Here is a 14371-nt window from a genome sequence, read left to right on the forward strand (position 1 = left end):
CGCGCGTCACATCGCGCGTTCGAGTTTCTTCATCTTCGTCTTGATGCGCGTCTGCTTGAGCGGCGACAGGTATTCGACGAACACGCGCCCCATCAGGTGATCCATCTCGTGCTGGACGCACACGGCGAGCAGGCCCTCGCAGTCGAGCTCGAAGGCCTCGCCCTGCTCATTGAGCGCGCGCACGCGCACGTGGTCGGGGCGCTCGACTTCGTCGTAGATGCCGGGCACCGACAGGCAACCCTCTTCATAGACCTGCTTCGCGTCGCTCGACCACACGATCTCGGGGTTGATGAACGCGCGCAGCTCGTTCTTTTCCTCGGAAATGTCGATCACGATCACGCGCTCGTGCACGTCGACCTGCGTGGCTGCAAGGCCGATGCCGGGCGCCGCGTACATGGTCTCGGCCATGTCGGCGACGAGCTTGCGGATCCGGTCGTCGACCTTGTCGACGGGCTTGGCGACCTTGTGCAGCCGCTTGTCGGGGTAATGAAGAATATTGAGCAAAGCCATGGCGTTCGGTATTCGGTAGAGCAGGGTGCGGCATCGGCCATCCGGCCGGCTGGCGCCGCCGCCGCGATGCAATGAAGATGAGGCGGATGCGCGGCGTATCAATGCCGCGGATCGCGCCTCCTGCAAATGGCCGGGCGCCTGCGCGCGCGGCCCTGTCGAGTATTTCGGATGATGAAAATTTTATCATGGCGCCACGCGGTCCGCTGGCCGCCGCGTTCGAGGGCAGCCTCATGTCTCCGCAAGCGCTGACCACCGCCGCGTTGCGCGCGTGGCTGCAGCTCGCGCATGCGCCCGGCCTCGCGCCCGCCGTACTGCAGGCGCTGCTCGACGCGTTCGGCTCGCCGGCGGCGCTGCTGCGCGCGTCCGACCACGCCATCGCCGCCATCAGCAGCCCCGCCGCCGCGCAGGCCGTGCGCACCAGCGAACGCGACGATCTCGACGCACGCACCGACGCCGCGCTCGCGTGGCTCGATACGCCGGGCAACGCGCTCGTCACGCTCAACGATCCGGCCTACCCGCCGCGGCTGCGCGACCTGCATGACCCGCCGCCGCTGCTATATGTAAAGGGCCGGCTCGACCTGCTGCACGCACGCAGCCTCGCCGTGGTCGGCAGCCGCCACGCGACGCCGCAGGGGCTCGCCGACGCGACGCGCTTCGCACGCGAGCTGTCCGACGCGGGGCTCCCGATCGTCTCGGGCCTCGCGCTCGGGATCGACGGCGCCGCGCATCGTGGCGGGCTCGACGGCCGGTCAGGCACGGTCGCGTTGATCGCGACGGGCGCCGATCTCGTCTACCCGGCGCGGCACCGCGCGCTCGCCCATGAGATCGCCGCGCAAGGTGCGATCGTGTCGGAATGGCCGCTCGGCACGCCGGCCCGCGCCGCGCATTTCCCGCAGCGCAACCGGTTGATCGCGGCGCTGGCGATCGGGGCGCTCGTGGTCGAGGCCGCGCCGCGCTCCGGCTCGCTGATCACCGCGCGGCTCGCGAACGAACTCGGGCGCGATGTGTTCGCGATACCGGGCTCGATCCACGCGCCGCTCGCACAGGGCTGCCATGCGCTGATCCGCGACGGCGCGAAGCTCACGGCGGCGCCGCTCGATATTCTCGAGGAATACGGGCTGGGTGAACCGCCGGCTCGCGCAGAATGCTCCGGAAAATCGGGCGCGAACGCCATCGGCATCGGCATCGACGGAACCGAAGCCGCCGGCCAGCGCGCCGTCGCCGGCAGTACGCAAACTGATTCCGCCGTTCCGGCCACTGCGCCCGCCCGAGTCGAAGCACCACCGCCTCCACCGCCCGGCACGCCGTCCGAACAGGCCGTGCTCGCCGCACTGGGATACGGCCCCGTCACATACGAATGGCTCGCCGAACACAGCGGCCTGTCCGACGACGTGCTGCACGGCGCGCTGCTCGCGCTCGAACTGACCGGCCGCGTCGCGAGCCTGCCCGGCGGACGCTTCGCGCGGCTTGACGCCGCGCCCACCCCGCCCGCGCGCGGCGTGCTACATTTCCCCGAATAGGGGCGGCCGCGCCGCCGACGATACCCAAGGAAATCCATGCCCGCGCTGAATCTCGACACCGATGCGGATCGGATCGCCGAGCGGCTCGCCGATCCCGGCACGTTGCTCGTCGCCTGCCTGTGCGCCGAGTGGTGCGGCACGTGCCGCGACTACCGGACGGCCTTCGACCAGCTCGCCGACGCGCATCCCGACGCCTGCTTCGCCTGGATCGACATCGAAACGCATGCCGACCGCCTCGACGATCTCGACGTCGAGAACTTCCCGACGATCCTGATCGAGGATGCCAACACCGCCCGCTTCTTCGGCACGGTGCTGCCGCACGCGACGATCGTCGAACGAATGCTGTCCGACCTGAGCGCGGTACCCGGTGCGCAGCACGCACCGAAATTGCGCAACATCCTGAACGTCGAAGCCTGAATTCACGTGCCGGCCCGGCGGTTTTTCGCGCGTTTGCGCGCCGCGCCGCGCCGGGCGCTTGCCGCCGCTGCGGCCCCCCTCTATGATGAGCCGCTTTTTACACGCCGAGCCGCCGTCGCTCCGGCGTGTGCTATAAAGCGGTCGTAAAAGGGACCCACAACCGGCGAACCCGGTCTACCATCACACACCTGTCATGTCCAAAGCACTGATCATTGCGGAAAAGCCTTCTGTCGCGAACGACATCGCGCGCGCTTTGGGCGGCTTTACCAAGCATGACGAATACTATGAAAGCGACGAATTCGTCCTTTCGTCCGCTGTCGGCCACTTGCTGGAAATCGCCGCCCCGGAAGAGTACGAGGTCAAGCGCGGGAAATGGAGCTTCGCGCATCTGCCCGTCATCCCCCCGCATTTCGACCTGAACCCGATCGCAAAAAGCGAGTCGCGCCTCAAGGTGCTCACCAAGCTGATGAAGCGCAAGGACGTCGAGCGCCTGATCAACGCATGTGACGCGGGGCGCGAGGGCGAACTGATTTTCCGCCTGATCGCGCAGCACGCGAAGGCGAAGCAGCCGGTCCAGCGCCTGTGGCTGCAGTCGATGACGCCGCAGGCGATCCGCGACGGTTTCGCGAACCTGCGCAGCGACACGGACATGCAGCCGCTCGCCGACGCCGCACGCTGCCGCTCGGAAGCCGACTGGCTGGTCGGGATCAACGGCACCCGTGCGATGACCGCGTTCAACAGCAAGGGCGGCGGCTTTTTCCTGACGACAGTCGGTCGCGTTCAGACGCCAACGTTGTCGATCGTCGTCGAACGCGAAGAGAAAATCCGCCGCTTCATCCCGCGCGACTATTGGGAAGTGAAGGCCGCATTCGCGTGCGCCGGCGGTTTCTACGAAGGCAAGTGGTACGACCCGAAATTCAAGCGCGACGAATTCGATCCGGAAAAGCGCGACTCCCGCCTGTGGAGCCTGCCGGCCGCCGAAACGATCGTCGCCGCATGTCGCGACCAGGTCGGCACGGTCTCCGAGGAATCGAAACCGTCGACGCAACTGTCGCCGCTGCTGTTCGACCTGACGAGCCTGCAGCGCGAGGCGAACGGCCGCTTCGGCTTCTCCGCGAAGAACACGCTCGGCCTTGCGCAGGCGCTGTATGAAAAGCACAAGGTGCTGACCTACCCGCGTACCGATGCACGCGCGCTGCCGGAAGACTACATTTCGACGGTCCAGTCCACGCTCGAGATGCTCAAGGAGAGCAACAACTACCTGCCGCATGCGAAGCAGGTGCTCGACAAGGGCTGGGTGAAGCCGAACAAGCGGATCTTCGACAACTCGAAGATCAGCGACCACTTTGCAATCATCCCGACGCTGCAGGCGCCGAAGTCGCTGTCCGAGCCGGAGCAGAAGCTGTACGACCTGGTCGTGAAGCGCTTCCTCGCCGTGTTCTTCCCGGCGGCCGAATTCCGCGTCACGACCCGGATCACCGAAGTCGCCGGCCATCACTTCAAGACCGAAGGCAAGGTGCTCGTCGAGCCGGGCTGGCTGCAGGTGTACGGCCGCGACGCCGAAGGCGCGGACGCGAACCTCGTGCCGGTGCAGAAGAACGAGAAGGTGAAGACGGACGAAATCGCCGCCGTCGCGCTCGTGACGAAGCCGCCCGCACGCTACTCGGAAGCGACGCTGCTGTCGGCGATGGAAGGCGCGGGCAAGCTCGTCGAGGACGACGAGCTGCGCGAGGCGATGGCCGCGAAGGGCCTCGGCACGCCGGCGACGCGCGCGGCGATCATCGAAGGCCTGCTCGGCGAGAAATACCTGTTGCGCGAAGGCCGCGAGCTGATCCCGACCGCGAAGGCATTCCAGCTGATGACGCTCTTGCGCGGGCTCGGCGTGAAGGAACTGACCGCGCCGGAGCTCACTGGCGAGTGGGAATACAAGCTGTCGCAGATGGAGCGCGGCAACCTCGGGCGCGACGCGTTCATGCAGGAAATCGCCCGCATGACGCAGCAGATCGTCAAGCGCGCGAAGGAATACGATTCCGACACGATCCCCGGCGACTACGCGACGCTCGAGACGCCGTGCCCGAACTGCGGCGGCCAGGTGAAGGAAAACTACCGCCGCTTCGCGTGCACGAAGTGCGAGTTCTCGATCTCGAAGATCCCGGGCAGCCGGCAGTTCGAGATTCCGGAAGTCGAGGAGCTGCTGCAGAAGAAGGAAATCGGTCCGCTGTCCGGGTTCCGCAGCAAGATGGGCCGCCCGTTCTCGGCGATCCTCAAGCTGTCCTTCGACGACGAGACGAAGAACTACAAGCTCGAGTTCGATTTCGGCCAGGACCAGGGCGGCGAGGAAGGCGAAGCGCCCGACTTCTCCGCGCAGGAGCCGGTCGGCGCGTGCCCGAAGTGCAAGGGCCGCGTGTTCGAGCACGGGATGAGCTACGTGTGCGAGCACTCGGTTGCGAACCCGAAGACCTGCGACTTCCGCTCGGGCAAGGTGATCCTGCAGCAGGAAATCACGCGCGAGCAGATGGGCAAGCTGCTCGCTGACGGCCGCACGGATCTGCTGCCGAACTTCAAGTCGTCGCGCACGGGCCGCAACTTCAAGGCGTTCCTCGTGAAGCAGCCGGACGGCAAGATCGGCTTCGAGTTCGAGAAGAAGGAACCGAAGGCCGCCGCCGCGAAGAAGACGGCGAAATCGGCGACGAAGGATGCCGAAACCGTGACGGAAGGCGCCGCAGAGAAACCGGCACCGGCCCGCAAGACCGCCGCCAAAACTGCCGCCCGCAAGACGACGGCACGCAAGACGGGCTCGTAACGGCCTGGCCGCCGGGGGGCTTCCCCCGGCGCATCGGGCTGCGGCAGGCACCCATAAAAAAACGCGGATCGATCGCTCGATCCGCGTTTTTTCTTTGTGCCGGCGGCAGCCGCCGCCCGGCCATCGCGCCGTTACAGCGGCGACGGCACCGCAACACGCGTGCGTGTCGAACGCGGCAGGCGCGGCGACAGGTTCGGGTCGGCCGATTCGGGCTGCTCCGCACGCGTCTCGACGCCGATCGGCGCGAGCGTCGCACCCTGCGCGGCCCACTGCTCGCCGATCGTCGCATCGGTCGCGTGACTGAAATACTCGACGAGGTGGTCGATGAACGTGCGCACCTTCGCGGGCAAATGGCGCCGGCTCGGGTAAGCGATGTTGATTTCGACCTGCGGCAGCCGGAAATCCGGCAGCAACCGCACGAGCGCACCGCGCGCGATGTCGCTGCCGATCAGGTAGCTCGGCAGGATCGCGACGCCCATCCCGAGCAGCGCGAACTGGCGCAGCATCGCCGTGTTGTTCGCGACGATCACGTTGGTCGGGCGCACGCGCACTTCGCCGTCCGGCCCCGTGAACACGCGCTCGTCGCCCCAGTATTCGGCCGGCAGGCTCAGGCTCGGGTGCGCGACGAGCTGCTCCGGATGGGTCGGCACGCCGTGCTTCTCCAGATAGCTCGGCGTCGCGCACACGGTCATGCAGCCCGTGGTCAGCCGCCGCGTGACGATGCTCGCGCTACGCATCTGGCGCGTAACGACGATACCGACGTCGAAGCCTTCCTCGACGAGATCGACCTGCCGGTCGACCAGCGTGAGATCCGGCACCACTTTCGGGAAATTCTCCGTGTACGTCTGCAACACGGGCGCGAGGTTATGCAGGCCGAACACGACCGGCGCGACGATGCGCAGCGTGCCGACCGGCTCGTGATTGCGCGCGACGACCATCTGCTCGACGTCCTCGAGCTCATCGAGGATCTGGCGAGCACGCTCCAGATAGACCTGACCCGACTCCGTCAGGGAAAGGCTGCGCGTGGTGCGATTGAGCAAACGCGTGCCGAGCCGGCCTTCCAGATCGGCGACGTGACGCGTCGCGACCGCGTTGGAGATATCCATTGCGCTCGCGGCCCGCGCGAAACTGCCGAGATCTGCAACCTTGACGAACACGCGCATCGACTGCAAATGATCCATAAACGACTCCTGCCGCTGTTACAACTTCAAAAAGATGAAGCAAATGCGTAATTCTCCTACGACAGCGGAAATGATGCAGAGTTGCTCAACAAGGCACCGGTTGACGATAAAAATAGTCAAAAATCCTCGCCTTCTGCGGATAGTTGATCCAACTATTCTGATTGGAGCAACAATTGGGTGAACCTCGTCGAGTAAGCGGCCGAATCAGGAAGGACGTATTTGATGCGACACAACAGCGCACCCTTGCGCACCGCACACGAGCGGCGCCGGGTAAGGCTGCCGCCAATTGCGGCGGAGCGTAACAACCTGTTAAAAAGACACCATGAAGGCGGCCGACGTAGCATCATGTCGGCCCCGGCCGGGCGGGACGGGTGCGCGACGTGCACCACCGCCACTGCCGCTTTCAACGCGCGACACCCGTTCACCATGAAAATTGCCATCCTCGACGACTACCAGGACGCCGTCCGCAAGCTGAACTGCTTCGAGATGCTTGCCGGCCACGACGTGAAGGTCTTCAACAATACGGTGCGCGGCCTGGGACAGCTCGCAAGCCGCCTGGCGGAAGTCGAGGCGCTCGTGCTGATTCGTGAACGGACCCCGATTTCGTCGCAACTGCTCGCCAAGCTGCCGAACCTGCGCATGATCAGCCAGACCGGCCGCGTCTCGAGCCACATCGACCTCGAAGCATGTACCGACCGCGGCATCGCGGTGCTCGAAGGCACGGGTTCGCCGGTCGCGCCCGCCGAGCTGACCTGGGCGCTCGTGATGGCCGCCCAGCGCCGCATTCCGCAGTACGTCGCGAACCTGAAGCAGGGCGCATGGCAGCAGTCGGGCCTGAAGACGTCGGCCATGCCGCCGAACTTCGGCCTCGGCCAGGTGCTGCGCGGCCAGACGCTCGGCATCTGGGGCTACGGCAAGATCGGCCGGCTCGTCGCCGGCTACGGCAAGGCGTTCGGGATGAACGTGCTGATCTGGGGCCGCGAGCATTCGCTCGAAGCCGCACGCGCCGACGGCTACACGGCGGCCGAGAGCCGCGAGGCGCTGTTCGAGCAGAGCGACGTGCTGTCGCTGCACCTGCGCATGCACGACGACACGCGCGGGATCGTCAAGCAGGAAGACCTGATGCGGATGAAGCCAACGTCGCTGCTCGTCAACACGAGCCGCGCGGAGCTGCTCGAGGAAAACGCGCTCGTCAACGCGCTGTCGCACAACCGTCCCGGGATGGTCGCGATCGACGTGTTCGAGAGCGAGCCGATCCTGCAGGGCTACAGCCTGCTGCGGATGGAGAACGTGATCTGCACGCCGCACATCGGCTATGTCGAACGCGAAAGCTACGAGCTCTATTTCAGCGCGGCGTTCAGGAACATCCTCGCGTTCGACGACGGCGACATGTCGAGCGTCGCCAATCCGGAAGCGCTGACGCCGATCCGCAAGCGCTGATCGCGCGGGCTGCGCGCGCCGCGCGGCCCCGCTGCTGCTCCATTCCCCGCCATCAGGCGGCCACGCGGCCGCCTGTCATTGCATCGACGCGCGTGAGGAAGTGCTCGCCGTCGCGCCGCCCGAGGTCGTACGCATGCCGCATCTGCGACGGGCTCGTGTAATCCCAGCTCGAAATCGGCACCTTGCTCGACGGCTGTACGTACAGCCGCCGCTGGTCGCCGTGCGCGACCGTGAACATCTGCGGACGCGGATACAGCCGCGTGACGAGCACCAGCACGTCGCCCGGCGACGGGTCGAGCGCGTCGACCGGCACGTTGTCGACCATCCCGCCATCGAGCACGGGCCGGCCGCCGCGGCGCAGCACCGGCGTGAACGGCGGCGTGCAGGACGACTGCAGGATCAGGTCGGCGAGTTCGTCGACTTGCGTGCAGGCCTGCGCGCGCACGAATTCAGGCCGAAAGCCGAGCGTGCGCCCGAGCGTCGGGTGCAGCGTCTTGCGCACGTATTTCTCGATGTTGTACGCGACGAGGCCGGCCGCGACCGCGCTGCGCGCGCCGAGCCAGCGCGGCACGTGCGACACGCCGATGCGGATCTCCGGCGCCGCGGCGAGCTTCGCGAACGGCTCGCCGTAGATGTCGAGCAATGCCTGACGGTAGATGCGGTAATGCGGAAACACGGGCTCGCGCCCGAACAGGTTGCCCCAGTACGCGTTCTTCCGGTTGTGGCGCAGCGCCTCTTCGTAATAGCGCATCACCCACGCGGCGTCGCGCGTATACAGCATGCAGGCGGTCGCCGCGCCGGCCGAGATGCCGGTGATCACGCGCGGGCGCAGCCCGAGGGCCGGCTGCGCGACGTCCCAGAAGCCGGCCTGCCACCAGCAGCGATTGCCGCCACCCGCAAAGACGATCTGGTCGAACATCGCGCCGCTCAGCTGACGAGTGCGTAGGTCGACGTCGCGTGGACGGCCATCTTGCCGTCCTCGTCGAACAGTTCGACTTCGCCGAACACGAGGTTGCGGCCCATCCGCAGCACGCGCGCGGTGACGTGCACGTCGCCCTTGCGCACGGGGCGCATGAAGTTCGTGTTCAGCGACACGGTCGTCATCGGCCGGAACTCGCCGAGCGCGGCCGAGATCGCGACCACCATCGCGGTGTCGGCGGCCGCCGTGAACACTTGGCCGCAGATCACGCCGCCCGAATGGCGGAATTCGCCGGAAAACGGCAGGCGCAGCGTGACGCTGTCGTCGCCGATCGATACGGGAACCAGACCGAGCGAGCGGACCCATGGGGCCAGCAGGCGATCCAGCAATTCGCGGACTGCGTTTTCGTCCATCTTCGAATGTCCAGAAAACGTTGCGCGACCGCCGCGCAACGCGTGTGGCGTCATCATACCGGGAGCGCGCAAACTGCGACCGCTCGTTACCGCGGCGACAGCCGCCGTTGGCGTGACGAAATATTTTCGAGAAATTTGCACAAAGGGCTTGCCATGCCCCTTAAACGCGTGCATAATCTTTCTTCTGTTGGGGGCGTTAGCTCAGTTGGTAGAGCAGCGGACTCTTAATCCGTAGGTCGAGTGTTCGAGTCACTCACGCCCCACCAGGAATTCCGAAGCCCGGTTAGCGAAAGCTAACCGGGCTTTTTCTTTTCTCCGGGTCATTTCCGGTCACTCCTAGCCATCAATCACCCAGTGGATTCTTGAGCGATTCGCCAGAAAGCCTCAGAATCACAAGCTGACCGAGGTGCTGTAGCGAGGAGGAATGCATTCAATGCGGGGCACTAGACGAAACATGGAGATTCGCAGATTTGACCAAGTAGTGATATCGAATCCCAAACGCTATGTGGACCGATCAAGCGCACAAGATGCGCGCATCTTCCCCTATTACGCCGGCTACTCAACCGCCTTCACGGAACAATTGCTCCTGTCGCTTGGCCTCCAAGGCGACAGTATGGTTTTCGATCCATGGAACGGAAGTGGTACAACCACGCAGACCGCGTACCGGGCGGGTATGCCCTGCATCGGCACGGACTTGAATCCGGTAATGGTCGTTGTGGCCAAGGCCGGTCTTCTCTCCGCTCTTGATGCCGAGAGTCTTCCTCCGCTTGCCCAGACAATAGTTGAGCAAGCCGCACAGCGGCAAACAGAAGACCTCTCCGATGATCCTCTGCACACTTGGATGATCCCTCAGAGTGCGGCGGCAATTCGTGGATTGGAACAAGAAATCCACCGCATACTCGTGTCCCACGCTGAGTATCGTCCGCTTACCTCAGAGGACACCCTAGCGTCTATCTCCCCGCTCGCGGCCTTTTTTTACGTCGCGTTGTTCCGAACTGCGCGCCGTCACTTGATCGACTTCATTCCGTCCAACCCTACTTGGACAAAGCGACCAAGCTCACCAGCCCATCGCAAGCGCCCGACTTCGGATAAGATTTACAAAGCTTTCGCTGAGGATGTTCAACTCCTCTCCCGCAAGGTTACAGAAGCTCGCACGCTCTTTTTTGATGACGCTAGCCCCGCCTCTGTCCGCCTCGGAAATGCCGAAGCGATTGGCTTGCAGACCAATTCTGTCGGCGCAGTCATTTCTTCGCCCCCTTATTGCACCCGCATCGACTATGCCGTCGCCACGGCCATCGAGCTGGCGGTTCTGCGAATGGGTGGCGGCGACTTCGACACCCTACGACGCAGCCTCACCGGCACCTCAACTGTCCAGCGCGACAACCAAGAGGTTGATCCGCAATGGGGTGAGACGTGTGTCGATTTCCTGGATGCGCTGTATCAGCATTCGTCAAAGGCATCCAAAACCTACTACTTCAAGAACCACGTTCAGTACTTTCACTCCTTGCATGCATCTCTCCAGGAGATTGCTCGGGTACTCGAACCGCAGGCCCCCTGCGTGCTCGTCGTCCAAGACTCCTACTACAAGCAGATACGGAACGACATAGCGCAGATAACCTGCGAAATGGCGGAAAATGTTGGTCTTCAGTTGCGTAGGCAAGAGCACTTCTCTGCGACACGCTCTATGGTCGGGGTAAACAAAAAAGCGAAAATATATCTACAGAATCGGACTAATGTAGAAAGCGTTCTGTGTTTTGAAAATTCTTGAGAGAACTGATATGGATGATAAACGGGGGGCCCAAGCAGTCGTCGATCTGATTCAGGAAGTTGATGCTCAACTAAAAAACGTACACACGCAAAGTCTCGACATTTCATTTAACGAGCTTGCCGACATGGTATCGACCAAAGAATTGGATATTAGTCCAGACTACCAGCGACTGTTCCAATGGTCGGAGGGCGCTCGATCGAGATTTATTGAGTCGCTCCTCCTCGAAATGCCGGTCCCGCCTCTTTATGTTGTCGAAGAGGAAAATAATCAGAAATTACTGATCGATGGTCTCCAGCGAATTTCGTCCTACCTCCATTTTCGAGGCATGCTGACGGCGACGCACCTACGTCCTCAAGTCAATATCGGCGACAAGCTTGTTTTGCAAGATTGCGATATCCTTCCGCAACTCAATGGAAAGACATTTGACGATCTAGGAACTGCTCTACAAATTAAGCTCAAGCGATCGTTCGTTCGCGTAGAGGTAGTACGAAAAGGCAGCAACCCGAAATTCAAGTATCATATGTTCAAGCGATTGAACACGGGAGGCGAAAGCTTAACAAATCAGCAGCTCCGCAATTGCACAATTCGCCTACTGGACGCGAAGTTTAATGATTTCGTCAACTCTCTCGCAGATCAAAATGACGATTTCTGCAGTTGCACGAGCACGATCTCCGAACAAGATCGCCATGGTGCATACGATCGAGAACTAGTACTGAGATTCTTTGCCTTTAAGAATTGGCGTACGAAATTCAAACATGACGTCGCTGATTTTCTCACCGAGTATATGGAAGCTGTTGCGGATCCGGAACATCCCGAGCCCTTCGACTACGAGGCGGAGCGGAAGACTTTCGAGCGAACGTTCAAGATACTCAATCTCGCACTAGGTGAGCAGGCTTTCAGCCGTGCAAATCGAACAAGAACTGATTTGATTGCCGGGTTTGGGATTTACCAATATGAAGCCTTCACGCTTGGTATCCAATCACACCTGACCTCCATCGACATCGATACGGAAGATGGTATCGCAAAAATTCGTGGAATTTTCCTCGCAATCAAACTTAATGAAGAATTTGTCGACATAACTACCGGCGGAGGGAAAAATAGCCCCGGACCATTCAACCAAAGAGTGGACTTCGTAACCAACCAACTATCCGCCGAGTACGTATGAAAATTGACGTACTTCGGGCCAAAATGGAAGAGGATCTCGCGCGGCGAATCGAAGACATCCGTTTCTCTCAGAGCACATGCGCTAGCGTTGATTCTGACGCTGCGCAACAACGCTTTCTAAAGGCATTAATCGTCCTTTTATACGCTAATCCTGAAGGATTCGCTAGATTTGTTTTTCGGCACCTACGTTTCTGCTATTAATGCAGAAGCCGTAGCTTGCCAAGGTGCAGACTTCGCTATTGCCGAAGCCTTCTTATCCGACGTCTTTCGCTATCTGCACGACGGTAATAGCCGAGCACCCGGCTACAAGAAGCTCAAGCTGCCGGACGATACACAGTTAGAGAAGTTTGCTCGTGACCGAGAATTTTTGTCGCAGGCGTTGGAGTTGATGCAAAGACCCGTGACTATTCCCGATAAGGTTACAAGTACGGAACCCTACATGGCTAAAGACACCAAAATCCGACGAGGCAAAGCTGCCAGTTCCAGCAAATGAAATATGCGCTGCTTTCGCCGACCAAGCGAAGCGTATGGCAGATACGTTGCAAACATCTAGTTTTTTGATCGATCCAGCTCGGGTCAAAATCGCGGTTGGCAATACCACTGAATTTAAAGAAAAAGCGCCGACGGATTTTACTTTGACTTCTCCGTCGTACTGCACAAGAATCGACTATATAGCAGTGATTCGGGCGGAGTTAGCTCCAGCAAATAGCTCACTGAACGAGGATCGTGACTACCTTAGCAAGAAAATGATTGACTCCATTAAACTGCCGGTCGATACGATGCAACCCTCTATATTCTGGAGCGAAACTTGCCTTGGCTTTTCTGGACAAACTCAGGTCACACGACTCGAAAGCATCCACGATGCCATTATTGCAAGACGCACCTCAATTATTTCGACAAAATATCAAAGTCGATTTATAATATTCGGACCAGCATGAAGAAGAATGCGATGGCTATTTTGGCGACACAAGACTCTTATCATAAAGATTTACATAACGACGTGCCGACGATTCTGACTGAAATGGCAGAAAATGTTGGATTTGAGATGCGAAGACGAAGAGATTTTGTTCAGGGGAACTCATTTCCCGGAATCAATTCGCGATCCAGAATGTACAGAGACACCTCTCGACTGGTTGAGCCGGTGATTTATTTTTTAAAAATAGAGGAATATAAAACCTATGAAAGCCAACGCATCGCCAATGTCAGTCGCGGATTATTGCAACGCCCTTCAAGAAAAGAAGATTATTGTCAACTCCGATTATCAGCGCAAGGATGGGCTATGGACTGCGCCGGCGAGATCCTTCTTCATTGAGTCTATATTACTCGAATATCCAATTCCAAAATTGTTTGTCTATGCTAAGTTGGACTTAAAAACAAAGGGCGTGATTAAGGAAATCGTCGATGGGCAACAGCGTAGCCAGGCGCTTATGCTGTTCTATGAAAATAAGTTAACCTTGTCGAAGAATCTCGAGACCGAGGAGCTTCGAGGGATGCGCTACAACAAACTTTCCGAAGAATGGCAGACTAAATTTCTTTCTTATCAGCTGCCAGTCGATCAATTTTCCGGAGTGCCCGAGAATGAAGTGAGAGAAGCTTTCCGGCGAATGAATGCCAACAACGTCCCGTTGAATGCGGAGGAGCAACGAAACGCACGCTATCAAGGCGACTTTAAATGGTTTATCAATGGTCTCGCGGAAATATTCAAGGAGTCGTTGCTCAGCATTGGCGTTCTATCTCGTCGCGACATGATTCGCATGACCGACCTGCGACTCTACGCGGAGATCGTTCTTACTATGGACGAGGGCTTCGTAACGGTAAAAGGGGCGCAGCTCGATCGTATTTACAAAAAATACAATGCTGGGTTCGAGCAGGCTGATGATCTGAACGAAAAAATAAAATATGGGATCGAGTTTGTTTTGCAACACGAAGTTTTGCATGAGGATGTGCTTCTTCGAATGCATGTCTTCCAATCTCTTGTGCTTGCTGCAATTGCCGTTCGCTTCGGCGGCGACTTCAGTGATAAAGCAGAACTGGATCATGAAGAAATGTGTGCCGAAATTGTCGCGCACGATTTCCCCGTTGAGACGCTGATAGCCTCTTTGCAAGATCCGGAAGATTTTCCAGCGTTGACGAAATTTGTAGGTGCGAGTTCAGAGGCAACCAACACGGGCGCTGCACGCGCAATTCGATTTTTATATTTCAAACAGGCACTTAAGAACTTGGTCTGATTATTATG

The 14371-nt window shown here is 60.3% G+C and carries 14 protein-coding genes and 1 tRNA gene; 11 read left to right on the forward strand and 4 right to left on the reverse strand.

Annotation, left to right across the window (positions count from 1 at the left end; translation table 11 throughout):
• Positions 1-6: 6 nt before the first annotated feature.
• On the reverse strand, positions 7-510 hold the full coding sequence (gene def / locus ABD05_RS05695; RefSeq protein WP_047899333.1) for a peptide deformylase: 504 nt from the start codon (positions 508-510) through the stop codon (positions 7-9).
• A gap of 185 nt (positions 511-695) precedes the next feature.
• Between def and dprA the strand changes: the two genes are divergently transcribed.
• The 3 genes from dprA to ABD05_RS05710 all read left to right on the forward strand — a co-directional run bounded on the left by dprA (position 696) and on the right by ABD05_RS05710 (position 5250).
• Positions 696-2030, forward strand: a complete 1335-nt coding sequence (dprA, locus tag ABD05_RS05700; RefSeq protein WP_047899334.1) for a DNA-processing protein DprA — start codon at positions 696-698, stop codon at positions 2028-2030.
• Between the two features lie 36 nt (positions 2031-2066).
• Complete coding sequence (locus tag ABD05_RS05705) at positions 2067-2447, forward strand: thioredoxin family protein (protein WP_047899335.1); 381 nt, start codon at positions 2067-2069, stop codon at positions 2445-2447.
• Between the two features lie 193 nt (positions 2448-2640).
• Complete coding sequence (locus ABD05_RS05710) at positions 2641-5250, forward strand: DNA topoisomerase III (protein WP_047899336.1); 2610 nt, start codon at positions 2641-2643, stop codon at positions 5248-5250.
• Between the two features lie 131 nt (positions 5251-5381).
• Here ABD05_RS05710 and ABD05_RS05715 read toward each other — a convergent pair whose 3' ends face one another.
• Positions 5382-6431, reverse strand: a complete 1050-nt coding sequence (locus ABD05_RS05715) for a LysR family transcriptional regulator (protein WP_047899337.1) — start codon at positions 6429-6431, stop codon at positions 5382-5384.
• 426 nt (positions 6432-6857) lie between these two features.
• Here ABD05_RS05715 and ABD05_RS05720 point away from each other — a divergent pair, with 426 nt between their 5' ends.
• Complete coding sequence (locus ABD05_RS05720; RefSeq protein WP_027788844.1) at positions 6858-7871, forward strand: D-2-hydroxyacid dehydrogenase family protein; 1014 nt, start codon at positions 6858-6860, stop codon at positions 7869-7871.
• A gap of 52 nt (positions 7872-7923) precedes the next feature.
• Here the strand turns inward: ABD05_RS05720 and ABD05_RS05725 are convergent, their stop codons facing one another.
• Positions 7924-8790: a patatin-like phospholipase family protein gene (locus tag ABD05_RS05725; RefSeq protein WP_047899338.1), complete on the reverse strand. Its 867-nt coding sequence runs from the start codon at positions 8788-8790 to the stop codon at positions 7924-7926.
• Between the two features lie 8 nt (positions 8791-8798).
• A complete protein-coding gene (locus ABD05_RS05730; RefSeq protein WP_047899339.1) occupies positions 8799-9203 on the reverse strand; it encodes a PaaI family thioesterase in 405 nt (134 codons plus the stop codon).
• 190 nt (positions 9204-9393) lie between these two features.
• Between ABD05_RS05730 and ABD05_RS05735 the strand changes: the two genes are divergently transcribed.
• From ABD05_RS05735 to ABD05_RS05750, 7 genes are all read left to right on the forward strand, one after another.
• Positions 9394-9469, forward strand: a tRNA-Lys gene (locus tag ABD05_RS05735).
• Positions 9470-9657: 188 nt separating this feature from the next.
• Positions 9658-10971, forward strand: a complete 1314-nt coding sequence (locus tag ABD05_RS05740) for a class I SAM-dependent methyltransferase (protein WP_047899340.1) — start codon at positions 9658-9660, stop codon at positions 10969-10971.
• A gap of 10 nt (positions 10972-10981) precedes the next feature.
• Positions 10982-12136 (forward strand): DUF262 domain-containing protein, encoded by a 1155-nt coding sequence (locus ABD05_RS05745; protein ID WP_047899341.1) that lies wholly within the window; start codon positions 10982-10984, stop codon positions 12134-12136.
• Positions 12137-12304: 168 nt separating this feature from the next.
• Positions 12305-12628, forward strand: coding sequence for a hypothetical protein (locus ABD05_RS37330; protein ID WP_148669052.1), 324 nt, complete (start codon positions 12305-12307; stop codon positions 12626-12628).
• A gap of 34 nt (positions 12629-12662) precedes the next feature.
• The gene (locus tag ABD05_RS37335) at positions 12663-13073 is read left to right on the forward strand and encodes a hypothetical protein (protein WP_148669053.1); all 411 of its coding nucleotides are present in this window, start codon (positions 12663-12665) and stop codon (positions 13071-13073) included.
• Positions 13070-13447 carry a hypothetical protein gene (locus tag ABD05_RS38835; RefSeq protein ID WP_238594091.1) on the forward strand — a complete coding sequence of 126 codons (378 nt, stop codon included), beginning with the start codon at positions 13070-13072 and terminating at the stop codon, positions 13445-13447. The genes ABD05_RS37335 and ABD05_RS38835 overlap by 4 nt, the downstream gene beginning before the upstream one ends.
• Positions 13335-14363, forward strand: a complete 1029-nt coding sequence (locus ABD05_RS05750) for a DUF262 domain-containing protein (protein ID WP_238594112.1) — start codon at positions 13335-13337, stop codon at positions 14361-14363. The genes ABD05_RS38835 and ABD05_RS05750 overlap by 113 nt, the downstream gene beginning before the upstream one ends.
• Positions 14364-14371 lie beyond the last annotated feature (8 nt).

The sequence above is a fragment of the Burkholderia pyrrocinia genome, assembly GCF_001028665.1.
Classification (GTDB): Bacteria; Pseudomonadota; Gammaproteobacteria; order Burkholderiales; family Burkholderiaceae; genus Burkholderia; species Burkholderia pyrrocinia.

Bases quoted from the DNA above. Each gene is read 5' to 3' on its own strand.
- def (WP_047899333.1), bottom strand. From the start codon at position 510: ATGGCTTTGCTCAATATTCTTCATTACCCCGACAAGCGGCTGCACAAG.
- dprA (WP_047899334.1), top strand. From the start codon at position 696: ATGGCGCCACGCGGTCCGCTGGCCGCCGCGTTCGAGGGCAGCCTCATG.
- ABD05_RS05705 (WP_047899335.1), top strand. From the start codon at position 2,067: ATGCCCGCGCTGAATCTCGACACCGATGCGGATCGGATCGCCGAGCGG.
- ABD05_RS05710 (WP_047899336.1), top strand. From the start codon at position 2,641: ATGTCCAAAGCACTGATCATTGCGGAAAAGCCTTCTGTCGCGAACGAC.
- ABD05_RS05715 (WP_047899337.1), bottom strand. From the start codon at position 6,431: ATGGATCATTTGCAGTCGATGCGCGTGTTCGTCAAGGTTGCAGATCTC.
- ABD05_RS05720 (WP_027788844.1), top strand. From the start codon at position 6,858: ATGAAAATTGCCATCCTCGACGACTACCAGGACGCCGTCCGCAAGCTG.
- ABD05_RS05725 (WP_047899338.1), bottom strand. From the start codon at position 8,790: ATGTTCGACCAGATCGTCTTTGCGGGTGGCGGCAATCGCTGCTGGTGG.
- ABD05_RS05730 (WP_047899339.1), bottom strand. From the start codon at position 9,203: ATGGACGAAAACGCAGTCCGCGAATTGCTGGATCGCCTGCTGGCCCCA.
- ABD05_RS05740 (WP_047899340.1), top strand. From the start codon at position 9,658: ATGGAGATTCGCAGATTTGACCAAGTAGTGATATCGAATCCCAAACGC.
- ABD05_RS05745 (WP_047899341.1), top strand. From the start codon at position 10,982: ATGGATGATAAACGGGGGGCCCAAGCAGTCGTCGATCTGATTCAGGAA.
- ABD05_RS37335 (WP_148669053.1), top strand. From the start codon at position 12,663: ATGGCAGATACGTTGCAAACATCTAGTTTTTTGATCGATCCAGCTCGG.
- ABD05_RS38835 (WP_238594091.1), top strand. From the start codon at position 13,070: ATGAAGAAGAATGCGATGGCTATTTTGGCGACACAAGACTCTTATCAT.
- ABD05_RS05750 (WP_238594112.1), top strand. From the start codon at position 13,335: ATGTCAGTCGCGGATTATTGCAACGCCCTTCAAGAAAAGAAGATTATT.